Source organism: Streptomyces sp. P9-2 (assembly GCF_051903975.1).
GTDB classification, from domain to species: domain Bacteria; phylum Actinomycetota; class Actinomycetes; order Streptomycetales; family Streptomycetaceae; genus Streptomyces; species Streptomyces cellulosae.
Genome location: NZ_CP192633.1, coordinates 6347921 through 6359654, shown reverse-complemented (window position 1 = coordinate 6359654; position 11734 = coordinate 6347921). Strand labels below are relative to the sequence as shown.

Genomic DNA, 11734 nt, shown 5'->3' with positions numbered 1-11734 from the left:
CCGGGCGCCCGGTCCGGGTCACGTCCACAGCTCGGCGCTGTCGCACACCCGTGCGCCCATGTTGCGCTCCATCATCCGCAGGGCGGCGTCCGCCAGATCCTCGTGGATGTGCGCGACGGCGTCCCGGGGGACGGTCACCCGGAAGTGGCGGATGTGCGCGTCGAGCGAGGAGTACAGCACGCACTGCTCGGTCACCTGCCCGACCAGCACCAGCTGGTCGATGCCCTGCTGCGTGAGCAGATAGCTGAGCGGCGTCTCGAAGAAGATCGAGTGCCGGGCCTTGACCACGAACAGCGACGACTCGTCCGGCACGAGCGGCTCGACCAGACGCGCGTGCGGCCCCGCCAGCGCCTTGTCGAGCAGCTCCCCGTGGTGGGAGCGCCACTCGCCGAAGTTGTCGTTCACGTAGATGACCGGTGCGTCCTGCCGCCGTGCCCGCTCCAGCAGCCCGGAGATCTTCGGGACCACCGTCTCGGCGGACGGGAGCAGCTGGTCGGCGTCCGGGTGGTCGTAGGTGTTGATCATGTCGATGACGATCAGTGCGGTCTTGCCCATGTCTCCAGGGTTCCACCGGGGCGGGTGGTCAGGCATCTTCACCTGGGCCCTTCACCGCGCCCTTCACCCGGGCCGGGGCAGCGGCCGTACTCCGACGTCAACGGGGCCGTCCGGCCCTAGTCCGGGCCCGTTCCGCGGCCGACGATGGGGAAATGATCCAGAGCGATGGCTTCCGGGCGCTCGACCGGCAGGAGTGCCTGCGCCTGCTGGGCAAGGTGCCCGTCGGACGCGTCGTGTACACGCGGCACGCGCTTCCCGCCGTGCTGCCGGTGAACTTCACCCTGGACCCGGACGGGTCCGTGGTGCTGTGCACCTCCGCCGGCTCCGACCTGGTGCGGGCCGTCGACGGGGTGGTCGTGGCGTTCGAGGCGGACGACTTCCACACCGGGCGGCGGTCCGGGTGGAGCGTGGTGGTGACCGGACGGGCGGAGGTGGTGACCGACCCGGCCGAGCACGAGCGGCTGCTGCGCACGGGCCCCCGGTCGTGGATGCCGCTGCGGGACGGCGTGTTCGTGCGGATCGAGAGCGAGATGGTGACGGGGCGGGGACTGACGGGGGTCGGCGGCAGACCCTAGCCGCCTCTCCTGCGCGCCCCTCGGCCCGTCAGCCCCCTCAACCGATCAACCCCCTTGATCAGTACCGCCGGACGGGTGACGTACGGTACGCCCTGTGACCGCCTACACCCCTGAAGACACCCCGGGCCGTTACGGCCCGTACGCCACCGTCGAGACCGAGCCGCGTTCCGTGGGCCGGGTGCGCACCGAGTACTCGCCGGCGTACGACGGCGACCCGGACCCCGGCGAGATCGTCTGGACCTGGGTCCCGTTCGAGGAGAACGACGGCCGGGGAAAGGACCGGCCGGTGCTGGTCGTCGCGCGTGAGGCGACCGGCACGTTCCTCGCCGTGCAGCTGTCGAGCAAGGGGCACGCCGGGGACCGGGACTGGGTGCCGATCGGCAGCGGGCCGTGGGACCGGTCGGGGCGCGACTCCTGGGTGGCCGTGGACCGGGTGCTGCGGCTGCACGAGCAGGGCATGCGCCGGGAGGCGTGCGCGCTGGACCGGATGCGGTTCAACTCGGTGCGGCAGCGGCTCAGGGAGCGTTACGGCTGGCAGTGACCTGCGCAGACGCGTCCGTCAGGTCCGCGACCCTCCGGTCGGACAGGTCCGCGAAGGTCCGCTCGAACGCCGTTCGGGTCGCGCCCTCGCGGGTGCGGTCCAGGATGCCGAACACCACGTGGGCGAAGGCGCCCTCGAAGCGCCCGCCGGGGCCCAGGTGCGTACGGAACGCCTCCGCGACCTGGGCCGGGTCGTTGCGGAACACTCCGCAGCCCCAGGCGCCGAGCACCAGCCGCCGGTAGCCGTGGTGGGCCGCCGTCTCCAGCACGCGGCCCGCGCGGTGCACGAGCACGCCGGGCACCTCCCCCACGCGCTCGGGCGCCTTGGAGCGGATCACGCCCGCGTTCGGCGCCGGTGACGTGAGGAAACCGGCCGTGAACGGGGCGTCCAGCAGGGCGCCGCGGTCGTCGCGGAACACCGGCACGGCCGGGGCGTGGATCACCCGGTCGGTGTAGAACGGGTCGCGGTGGGCGCGGTGGTGCTCGTAGAAGCCCGGCGCCCGCAGCAGGCACGTGTACAGCGCGGAGGCGCGGCACAGGGCCTCCTCCTGGGCCTGCGCGCCGTTGAGGTAGCCGCCGCCCGGGTTGCGTGCGGAGGCGAAGCTGAGGACGGCCACGGGGTCCGGTGCGCCCGGGCCGGTGGTGAGGCGGCGGGCGGCCGCCAGGCTGCTCTCGCCGGTCACCTCGAAGCGGGCGGGCGCCGGATCGGACTCCGGCACCGGAACCGGGTCCGGCCCGTGCAGCGTGGTGCCCTGCCGGGCCGCCTCCACGGCCGCTCCGATCTCCACCTCGCAGCCGTCGGGCGCCCGGTAGACGCCTTCCGCCACGATCCGCTCGGTCTCCCGGGCCGTCCCCCGCAGACGCGCGCTCACGGCGCCACCCCCGTAGCCGCCGTGACCGCGCCCCCGGCGCCCAGCGCGTTCCCCCTCGTCGTGCTCACCCAAGCATCCTGAGCGATGCTGGTGAGGCGGCGCAACGAGGTTTTCGCCGCCCCGGACGGTCCGGGACCGGAGGCGAAAAGCCCCGGTGGCAGGCGCGAGGCGGAGGTGACCGACCTCTTACGCCCCGCCGGGCGCCCTTGTGCGCGGCGGTCCGAGGGTTTTGGGTGGACGCGTTGGTGCCGGCCCGGACCGACCAGGCAGCGGGCCGGCGACATGGTGGTGTCTCAGGAGGATTCCCGCATGTCAGATCCGTCGAGCGGCTGTGCGCCCTCCCGCACGGCCGTCACCGAAGCCGAGGCGGAGGCCCTGATACGGGGCATCTGCTTCAAGACCGGACCGCCCCGCCGTATCGGTGTGGAGGTCGAATGGCTGGTCCACGAGTCGCGCGACCCGCGGCTCCCCGTCTCCCGTGAACGACTCGAAGCGGCCTACGCCGCCCTGCGCGGGGTGCCCCTGCGGTCGGCGCTCACCGTCGAGCCCGGCGGCCAGCTGGAGCTCAGCTCGCCGCCCGCCGCGTCCCTCACCGAGTGCCTGACCACCGTCTCCGCCGACCTGGACGCCGTACGCGCCGTCCTGGGCCGGGACGGGCTCACCCTGGCCGGCATGGGCCACGACCCCTGGCAGATTCCCCGGCGGTACCTCCGGCAGCCGCGCTACGACGCGATGGAGGCAGCCCTCGACCGCACCGGCGCGGCCGGCCGCTTCATGATGTGCACCTCCGCCTCGGTGCAGGTGTGCGTGGACGCCGGGTACGAGGAACCCGGCCCGCTCGGGCATGTGCGCCGCTGGTGGATGGCGCATCTGCTGGGCGCCGTCCTGGTGGCGGTCTTCGCCAACTCCCCCGTCTCCGCGGGCCGGCCCACCGGCTGGCTCTCCACACGGCAGCTGCGCTGGGCGCAGATCGGCGCCGGACGGGCCGGAGCGCCCGCGCTGGACGCCGACCCGCGCACCGCCTGGGCCCGGCATGTGCTGGACGCGCCCGTGATGTGCGTGCGCCGGGACGACGACGGGCCGTGGGAGGTGCCGGAGGACCTGTCGTTCCGGCACTGGACGCGCCGCCGGGCGCCGCGCGCGCCCACCCACGACGACCTGGACTACCACGTCACTACGCTGTTCCCGCCGGTCAGGCCGCGCGGCCATCTGGAGCTGCGGATGATGGACGCGCAGCCCGGCGAGGACGGATGGACCGTGCCGCTGGCGGTGACGGCGGCGCTGTTCGACGACCCGGAGGCCGCCGAGACCGTGTACCGCACGGTGAAACCGCTCGCCGAGCGGACGGGCGGGCTGGCCGCCCCGCGGAACCCGCTGTGGAGCGACGCGGCCCGTGACGGGCTGGCCGACCCGGAGCTGCGGGAGGCGGCGGCCGTCTGCTTCGCGGCGGCGCTGGCCGCCCTGCCCCGGCTCGGGGCCGCGACCGCCCTGGTCGACCGGGTCGCTGCGTTCCGGGACCGCTACGTCGCCCGGGGCCGCTGCCCCGCCGACGACCTGCTCGACGCGTGGCGCGCGGCCCACGACGGGCGCCCGGACGGATCCGGCGCGCCCCTGCTCACCCCCCACCCGTACGGGAAGGACACCCCCTCATGACCGACCCCGCCCTCGACGCCGAAACCCTGCGTGAGCGCGCGGTCGCCTCGCTGGTCGTCGCGCGGGACCGCACCACGCTGCTGACCAGCTGTGTGGAGGAACCCGACCTGACCGCGCAGCACTCGCCGCTGATGTCGCCGCTGGTGTGGGACCTGGCGCACATCGGCAACCAGGAGGAACAGTGGCTGCTGCGCGCGGTGGCCGGGCACGAGGCGATCCGCCCCGAGATCGACAGCCTCTACGACGCCTTCGAGCACCCACGCGCCGAACGCCCCAAGCTGCCCCTGCTGTCGCCCCAGGAGGCCCGCCGGTACGCGGCCGACGTGCGCGGACGTGCCCTGGACGTGCTGGAGCGCACGGCGTTCGACGGCACCCGGCTGACCGAGGCCGGGTTCGCCTTCGGGATGATCGCCCAGCACGAGCAGCAGCACGACGAGACCATGCTGATCACCCACCAGCTCCGCAAGGGCCCGGCCGCGCTCACCGCGCCCGACCCGGAGCCGGTGACGCCGTACACGGGACCGGCGGAGATCCTGGTGCCGGGCGGTCCGTTCACCATGGGCACCTCGGCCGAGCCGTGGGCCCTGGACAACGAACGGCCCGCGCACCAGCGGGAGGTGGCGCCGTTCTGGATCGACGCCACGCCCGTCACCAACGGGGCCTACCAGGCGTTCGTCGAGGACGGCGGCTACGAGGAGCCGCGCTGGTGGACGTCCGAGGGCTGGGCGCACGTGCGCCGGGCCCGCCTCACCGCGCCGCTGTACTGGCGCCGGGAGGGCGGTCAGTGGCTGCGGCGCCGCTTCGGCGTCACGGAACCGGTGCCGCCGGACGAGCCGGTGCTGCACGTGTGCTGGTACGAGGCGGACGCGTACGCCCGCTGGGCGGGGCGCCGGCTGCCCACCGAGACCGAGTGGGAGAAGGCCGCCCGGCACGACCCGGCCACGGGCCGCTCGCGGCGCTACCCGTGGGGCGACGCCGACCCGACGCCCGGGCACGCCAACCTCGGCCAGCGCCATCTGCGCCCGGCCCCGGCCGGCAGCTATCCGGCGGGCGCGTCGCCGCTGGGCGTACGGCAGTTGATCGGGGACGTGTGGGAGTGGACGGCGTCCGACTTCCTGCCGTACCCGGGCTTCCGGGCGTTCCCGTACCGGGAGTACTCGGAGGTGTTCTTCGGGCCGGAGTACAAGGTGCTGCGCGGCGGTTCGTTCGCCGTGGACGCGGTGGCCTGCCGGGGCACGTTCCGCAACTGGGACCACCCGATACGGCGGCAGATCTTCTCCGGGTTCCGCACCGCCCGCTCGGCGGGGGACGCCTGATGTGCCGTCACCTGGCGTACGTGGGCCCGGCGGAGCCGCTGGGCACGCTGCTGGTGGGGCCGGAGCACGGGCTGTACCGGCAGTCGTGGGCGCCCCGCCGGCAGCGGCACGGCACGGTCAACGCGGACGGCTTCGGCGTGGGCTGGTACGCCGACGGCGACCCGGTGCCGGCCCGCTACCGGCGGGCCGGGCCGATCTGGGCGGACCTGTCGTTCGCGGACCTGGCGCGGGTGGTGCGCACGGAGGCGCTGCTCGCCGCCGTGCGGGACGCGACGCTGTCGGGCGCCGACGCGGAGGCGGCCGCGGCCCCCTTCGCGTCCGGGGCGTGGCTGTTCAGCCACAACGGCGCGGTGCCGGGCTGGCCCGGCTCGCTCGCGCCGCTGGCGGCCACCCTGCCGGCCGAGAATCTGCTGTCGCTGGAGGCCCGCAACGACTCGGCGTTCGTGTGGGCGCTGGTGCTGGCCCGGCTGCGGACCGGCGACGCGATGGGGCAGGCGCTGGCCGACACGGTCGCCGAGGTCGCGGCGGCGGCGCCGGAGGCCCGGCTGAACCTGCTGCTCGCCGACGGCGCCACGATCACCGCGACCGCGTGGGGGGACACCCTGTGGTACCTCGCCCGGCCCGGCGGGGGAACCGTGGTCGCCTCCGAGCCCTACGACGACGACCCGCACTGGCAGGAGGTGCCCGACCGCACCCTGCTCGCCGCGAGCCGCACCGACGTGCTGCTCACCCCGCTCAAGGAGCCCCTCACGTGAGTCCGTTCCGCCTGACCCGTACCCTCCCCGAGGACGCCGCCGGCGCCGCGCTGCGCGCCGACGTCCGCGCGGGACTGACCGGCAGCCCCAAGACGCTGCCGCCGAAATGGTTCTACGACGCCCGGGGCAGCGAGCTGTTCGAGGAGATCACCACGCTGCCCGAGTACTACCCCACGCGCGCCGAGCGGGAGATCCTGCTCGAACGCGCCGACGAGATCGCCGCCGTGTCCGGCGCCCGCACCCTGGTCGAACTGGGCTCGGGCTCCTCGGAGAAGACACGGCATCTGATCGCCGCCCTCGACGAGCTGCGGACGTACGTCCCGGTCGACGTCAGCGAGTCCGCGCTGACCAGGGCGGGGCAGACGCTGGCCGCCGAGCGGCCGGGGCTCGACGTGCACGCGCTGGTCGCGGACTTCACCGCCGAGCTGACCCTGCCGGAGACGCCGGGGCCGCGCCTGGTGGCGTTCCTCGGCGGCACCATCGGCAATCTGCTGCCGGACGAACGGTCCGCGTTCCTCTCCAAGGTGCGCGCCCTGCTCGCCCCGGGCGACGCGCTGCTGCTCGGCACGGACCTGGTGAAGGACGAGAAGACACTGGTCCGGGCGTACGACGACGCGGCCGGGGTGACGGCCGCGTTCAACAAGAACGTGCTGAACGTCGTCAACCGGGAACTGGGCGCCGACTTCGACCCGGACGCCTTCGACCATGTGGCGGTGTGGGACGCGGAGCACGAGTGGATCGAGATGCGGCTGCGCTCGCGCACCGCGCAGTCCGTGAAGATCCCGGCGCTGGAACTGGTCGTGGACTTCGCGGAGGGCGAGGAGCTGCGCACCGAGGTGTCGGCGAAGTTCCGGCAGGAGGGAGTGCGTGCGGAACTGTCGGCCGCGGGGCTCGACTTGACCCGGTGGTGGACGGACGGAGAAGGGCGGTTCGCGCTGTCGCTGAGCGTGGCCCGCTGAGGATGGCCGGGTGGGCCTCACCCTGCGGACTCACTCGAAGGCGAGGGTCTCCGTGATGCGCCGCGAGGCGCGCTCGGCCTCCTTCTCGGGGTCGGCGCCGGTGAGCACCTTCGTCATGTACTCCTTGATCGGGTTGTCGGCCTCGACCACGCTCCACCGGGGCGTGGCCGGGGTCGCCCGGCCACGTGCGGCGCCGGCCGCCATGGCCTCCAGGCCCTCCTCCCCCGCGACCGAGTCGGCGAGGTCCGCCTTGTTGGGGACGTAGTTCATGGTGCGGGCGAGGTCGGTGTTCCAGCGGGCGCCGGTGAGGGCGGCCACGACCTCGACGGCGGCGTCCTCGACGTCGGTGGCGGCCGGGACGACGAGGTCGGAGCCGCCGGTGAAGACGGCGCCGGGGCGGCCGGGTTCCTTGCCGGGGACCGGGAAGTAGCCGATCGTGTCCTCGAGTGCGGGGTTCTGCTGGACGATGGCGCGGACCAGTCCGGTGACGGCGACGATCTGGGCGACGTTCCCCTCGGCGAACACGCCCGCCTGGGGCGGGTGTTCCTCGTCGGCGTCGACGGGGCCGTCGCCGAGCTTCTGCAGCCGGCGGTAGAAGTCCATGCCGCGCAGGGCCGCCTCGCTGTCGAGGGCGCCCTTCCAGACGCCGCTGCCTTCGGTGGCGAGTTCGCCGCCCTCCTCCCAGATGAACCCGGCGAGGGTGTACCAGTCCTGTCCGGCGAGGTAGATGCCCTGGGTGTCGCCGGTGTCGAGCCGTTCGGTGGTCTCCAGCCACTCGTCGCGGGTCTTCGGCGGGGTGACGCCGGCCGCGCGGAACAGGTCCTTGCGGTAGACGACGACGCGGTTGGCGGCGTACCAGGGGATGCCGTACTGCTGTGAGCCCCAGCGGCCGGGTTCGGCGAGGCCGGGCAGCCAGTCGTCGCGGCCCCAGTCGCGCATGGACTCCAGGGTGAGGTCGAGCAGGCCGTCGCTCTCGGCGTACGCGGACACCTGGGTGTTGCCGACCTCGATGACGTCCGGACCGTCCGGGTCGTCGCCGCGCAGCGCCCGCTGGACCTTCTCGCCGACGCCCGTCCACTCCTGGATGCGGATGTCGAGGTCGAGCGTCTCGTGCTCGCGCTCGAACTCCTCCGTGAAGCGGTCGAGGAAGTCCTGCGAGGCGCTGTGCTGCATCAGCCAGACGGTGACGGTGCGCCGCTCCGCCGCGCTGTCGGACATCACCCCGCAGCCGGTGAGCAGGGAGGCGGACACACAGACGAGGGCGAGCAGGCGGCGTCTCACGTGGGGTCCTGTTTCTGTCTGGCGGACAGGGGCGGGCCCGGCGTGGGGGGCGAGCCGGAGCTCGGACGGGTGCCCAGCATCTTGGTATGGACCAATGCCCGGGTCAAGGGCGTCAGGCGAACGGGGCCGACGCCTCGCGCCAGGACACGGGGTGGGGCACGGTGGAGTGACGTGTGCCACTGGCGGGCCAGCCGCCGTGAGAGGAGCAGAGCATGTCGAACCACACCTACCGGGTCACCGAGATCGTCGGCACCTCGCCCGACGGCGTGGACGCGGCCGTCCGCAACGGCATCGAGCGGGCCTCGCAGACGCTGCGCAATCTGGACTGGTTCGAGGTGACGCAGGTGCGCGGGCAGATCGAGGAGGGGCGCGTCGCGCACTACCAGGTGGGCCTGAAGGTGGGCTTCCGGCTCGAGGAGACGGACTGAGCCGTACGACCGCTCAGGTGCGGCCCTCGCGCTCCTGCGCGTCCTTCAGCTCGTCCGAGGGGGTCGCCCAGCGCGCGTGGACGACGGTGAACCCGGCCCGGCGGGCGTCCTCGCAGACCAGCTCGTCGTCGTCGACCAGCATCCGCACCTCCCCGGTGCGGGCCAGGCGGCGCAGCACGGCCAGTTTGGTGATCCGGGCGGGCCGCCGGTCGGCGTTGCCGCGCATGTGCAGCTCCCCCTCGGGCAGCCCCTGCGCGGCCAGCCAGTCCTGGGTGTCGCGGCGGCAGCGCTCGGGGCGGCCGGTGAGGTAGACGATGTCGCACGTCCCGGCGCTCTCCCGCACCAGCGCGATCCCCTCGGCGAGCGGCGGGTCCTCGGGCGCGGCGGCGAAGAAGCCCTCCCAGTCGCGGGGCCTGCGCTCCAGGAAGTGCTGGCGGTGCGCGGTGGAGGCGAGGGTGTTGTCGAGGTCGAACACGGCCAGCGGACGCTGCGCGCGGTCGGTGCGGTGGGTCACGCCCCCACCCTAGAGGGGCACTCCAGGAATCCTGGCGGCTCCCCCGTGTTGAACCCGGTATGAGTTCCGTGATCGCCGCGACCCGCTTCTCCGTCCTCGACCGCTCACGGGTGCGTGAGGGGCACACCGCGCCCGAGGCTCTGCGGGACACGGTGGATCTCGCGCGGGAGGCGGAGCGGCTCGGGTACCACCGGTTCTGGGTGGCCGAGCACCACGGGGTGCCCGGGGTGGCAGGGTCGGCTCCGACCGTGCTGGCGGCCGCCGTCGCGGGGGCGACCCGCACGATCCGCGTCGGCACCGGCGGGGTCATGCTGCCCAACCACCGACCGCTGGTCGTGGCCGAGCAGTTCGGGGTGCTGGCCTCGCTGTTCCCGGACCGGATCGACATGGGCCTGGGACGCTCCGTGGGGTTCACCGACGGGGTGCGCAAGGCGCTCGGGCGCGACAAGGACGACGCGCAGGACTTCGCGGTCCAGCTCGACGAGCTGCTCGGCTGGTTCGCGGGCACCTCACCCACCGGGGTGCACGCCCGGCCGTCCGAGGGGCTGACCGTGCCGCCGTTCGTGCTGGCGATGGGCGAGGGCGCGGACATCGCCGCCCGCGCCGGGCTGCCGATGGTCATCGGGGACCTGCGCGACCGCGACCGGATGCGGCGCGGCGTCGACCGCTACCGCGAGCGGTTCCGCCCCTCCGCGTGGGCGGACGAGCCGTACGTGGTGATCTCGGGGACGGTGGCGGTGGCGGACACGCCCGAGCGGGCCCGGCGGCTGCTGGTCCCGGAGGCCTGGTCGATGGCGTACTCCCGCACCCACGGCACCTTTCCGCCGCTGCCGCCGGCCGAGCGCGTCGAGTCCGTCGCCATGACCGCCAAGGAGCGCGGCTTCTACGAGGCGGGGCTGGCCGGACAGCTCGCCGGCACCGAGGAGGAGGTCGAGCGGGAGCTGGAGGCGGTGCTGAAGGACACCGGCGCCCAGGAGGTCCTCGTCACCACCAGCACCTACGACCGTGACGCACTGCTGGACTCCTACCGGCGGCTCGCCGCGCTCGCGGGGCTCGACGGCAGCGCGAAGCGCCGGTGAGCACACCGGCGCTTCGCGGGGAGAGCGAGGACGGGGGCCTACCGCTCGCGGCCCCGGCCCGGGATGTCACGGCCGCGGCCGGGGGTGTCCCCGCGGTCCTTGCGGCCGGACTCGTCGGTCATCTCCGTCTCGGCCTCGATGCGCTCCTTGCGCACCCGGCCGCGCACGGTCTCGTTCGTGACCTTCTCCTCGGTGGTCATCCGGACGCGCTCGACCGGCACGGCCTCGGTGGTGACCACCGGGCGCTCCTCGTGCAGCGTGACCTCGTGCTGGTCCTCCTTGAAGGACGGCCCGGACATGGCCTCTTCGCGGTTGGCGTCCGTGATCGGCTCGCGCTCCACGCGTACTTCCTCGTGACGGACCGGGACGGTCTGCTGGACCTCCTCGGTGACCACGTACTTCCGCAGGCGTGCCCGGCCGCTCGCGTGGCGTTCGACGCCGACGTGCATGCGCTCCTCGGAGCGCGTCATCGCGTCGCCCGTGCCGCGCGTTCCGGCCTCGCCGCGGTGGGACATGGCGCCGGCCGCGCCGGACCGTTCGGCGCTGGTGCCCTTGGCGCCCGCCGTGGAGGACATGCCGCCCTGCGTGCCCGTCATGCCGGCCGCACCGGAGGTGCCCGACGTGCCGGACGTGTCGCCGCGGCGTCCGGTCGCCGTGCCCGCGGCGCCGGCAGCTCCGGCCGCTCCCGCGGCGCCGGCGGTCCCGGCCTTGCCCGTGGTGCCGTCGCTGTCCTTGGGGTCACTGAGGACGTTGTCCCAGTTGATGCCGTAGTACTCGTAGAGCCGGTGCTCCTCGTCCACCGACAGGTGGCCGCCCGCGTCGATGTCCACGCTGGGCGCGCCCTTCACCTTGTCCTTGGGGTAGGGCACCTCGAGATGGTCCTGGACCATGGAGGCGTCACGGATGGGTACGAACGACTCGCTGGAGCCGAACATCCCGGTCTTGACGGTCACCCACTCGGGGCGTCCACTCGCGTCGTCGAGGAAGACGTGCTTCGCGTCGCCGATCTTGTTGCCGTCCCCGTCGTACACGGGGTGATCCAGCAGGATCGAGATCTCTTCGCGGGTGATCATCTGTCATCACCCTCCTCTCAGGTCACTCCTCTCCGGTTCTCCTGATCAGGAGGTAAAAAACAGGACGAAAGTAATTAATCGCACTTTATTTTCCACAGTGCGACAGGAGGCTGACAGAGGGGTGTCCGGGAACG

The 11734-nt window shown here is 73.6% G+C and carries 13 protein-coding genes; 8 read left to right on the top strand and 5 right to left on the bottom strand.

Features of this window, described 5'->3' with window-relative positions; all coding sequences use genetic code 11:
- Nucleotides 1–18: 18 nt before the first annotated feature.
- On the bottom strand, nucleotides 19–555 hold the full coding sequence (locus tag ACQY0Z_RS28760; RefSeq protein WP_189900415.1) for an isochorismatase family cysteine hydrolase: 537 nt from the start codon (nucleotides 553–555) through the stop codon (nucleotides 19–21).
- A 152-nt stretch (nucleotides 556–707) separates the two neighbouring features.
- On the opposite strand from ACQY0Z_RS28760, the gene ACQY0Z_RS28755 reads away from it, so the two are divergent.
- Entirely contained in the window at nucleotides 708–1130 is a 423-nt protein-coding gene (locus ACQY0Z_RS28755; protein WP_439813047.1) for a pyridoxamine 5'-phosphate oxidase family protein, read from the top strand.
- Nucleotides 1131–1224: 94 nt separating this feature from the next.
- On the top strand, nucleotides 1225–1671 hold the full coding sequence (locus tag ACQY0Z_RS28750) for a type II toxin-antitoxin system PemK/MazF family toxin (RefSeq protein WP_189900417.1): 447 nt from the start codon (nucleotides 1225–1227) through the stop codon (nucleotides 1669–1671).
- Here the strand turns inward: ACQY0Z_RS28750 and ACQY0Z_RS28745 are convergent.
- Nucleotides 1646–2542 carry a TIGR02452 family protein gene (locus ACQY0Z_RS28745; RefSeq protein WP_439813046.1) on the bottom strand — a complete coding sequence of 299 codons (897 nt, stop codon included), beginning with the start codon at nucleotides 2540–2542 and terminating at the stop codon, nucleotides 1646–1648. The genes ACQY0Z_RS28750 and ACQY0Z_RS28745 overlap by 26 nt on opposite strands.
- 309 nt (nucleotides 2543–2851) lie before the next feature.
- Here ACQY0Z_RS28745 and egtA point away from each other — a divergent pair, with 309 nt between their 5' ends.
- The 4 genes from egtA to egtD are packed head-to-tail and all read left to right on the top strand — an operon-like array spanning nucleotide 2852 to nucleotide 7225.
- A complete protein-coding gene (egtA, locus tag ACQY0Z_RS28740; RefSeq protein WP_254587353.1) occupies nucleotides 2852–4195 on the top strand; it encodes an ergothioneine biosynthesis glutamate--cysteine ligase EgtA in 1344 nt (447 codons plus the stop codon).
- On the top strand, nucleotides 4192–5511 hold the full coding sequence (egtB, locus tag ACQY0Z_RS28735; protein WP_439813045.1) for an ergothioneine biosynthesis protein EgtB: 1320 nt from the start codon (nucleotides 4192–4194) through the stop codon (nucleotides 5509–5511). Before egtA ends, egtB begins: the two co-directional genes overlap by 4 nt.
- Nucleotides 5511–6266, top strand: a complete 756-nt coding sequence (gene egtC, locus ACQY0Z_RS28730; RefSeq protein WP_439813044.1) for an ergothioneine biosynthesis protein EgtC — start codon at nucleotides 5511–5513, stop codon at nucleotides 6264–6266. Before egtB ends, egtC begins: the two co-directional genes overlap by 1 nt.
- On the top strand, nucleotides 6263–7225 hold the full coding sequence (gene egtD / locus ACQY0Z_RS28725; RefSeq protein ID WP_347225217.1) for an L-histidine N(alpha)-methyltransferase: 963 nt from the start codon (nucleotides 6263–6265) through the stop codon (nucleotides 7223–7225). Before egtC ends, egtD begins: the two co-directional genes overlap by 4 nt.
- A 30-nt stretch (nucleotides 7226–7255) precedes the next feature.
- Here egtD and ACQY0Z_RS28720 read toward each other — a convergent pair whose 3' ends face one another.
- Complete coding sequence (locus ACQY0Z_RS28720) at nucleotides 7256–8506, bottom strand: extracellular solute-binding protein (protein ID WP_439813043.1); 1251 nt, start codon at nucleotides 8504–8506, stop codon at nucleotides 7256–7258.
- A gap of 212 nt (nucleotides 8507–8718) precedes the next feature.
- Between ACQY0Z_RS28720 and ACQY0Z_RS28715 the strand changes: the two genes are divergently transcribed.
- On the top strand, nucleotides 8719–8934 hold the full coding sequence (locus ACQY0Z_RS28715) for a dodecin (RefSeq protein ID WP_019521348.1): 216 nt from the start codon (nucleotides 8719–8721) through the stop codon (nucleotides 8932–8934).
- Nucleotides 8935–8947: 13 nt separating this feature from the next.
- On the opposite strand, the gene ACQY0Z_RS28710 is transcribed toward ACQY0Z_RS28715, so the two are convergent.
- The gene (locus tag ACQY0Z_RS28710; protein ID WP_381725226.1) at nucleotides 8948–9448 is read right to left on the bottom strand and encodes a phosphatase domain-containing protein; all 501 of its coding nucleotides are present in this window, start codon (nucleotides 9446–9448) and stop codon (nucleotides 8948–8950) included.
- 59 nt (nucleotides 9449–9507) lie between these two features.
- On the opposite strand from ACQY0Z_RS28710, the gene ACQY0Z_RS28705 reads away from it, so the two are divergent.
- Nucleotides 9508–10527, top strand: a complete 1020-nt coding sequence (locus ACQY0Z_RS28705) for an MsnO8 family LLM class oxidoreductase (protein ID WP_189900432.1) — start codon at nucleotides 9508–9510, stop codon at nucleotides 10525–10527.
- Nucleotides 10528–10565: 38 nt separating this feature from the next.
- Here ACQY0Z_RS28705 and ACQY0Z_RS28700 read toward each other — a convergent pair whose 3' ends face one another.
- On the bottom strand, nucleotides 10566–11600 hold the full coding sequence (locus ACQY0Z_RS28700; RefSeq protein ID WP_189900434.1) for a DUF2382 domain-containing protein: 1035 nt from the start codon (nucleotides 11598–11600) through the stop codon (nucleotides 10566–10568).
- Between the last annotated feature and the right edge of the window lie 134 nt (nucleotides 11601–11734).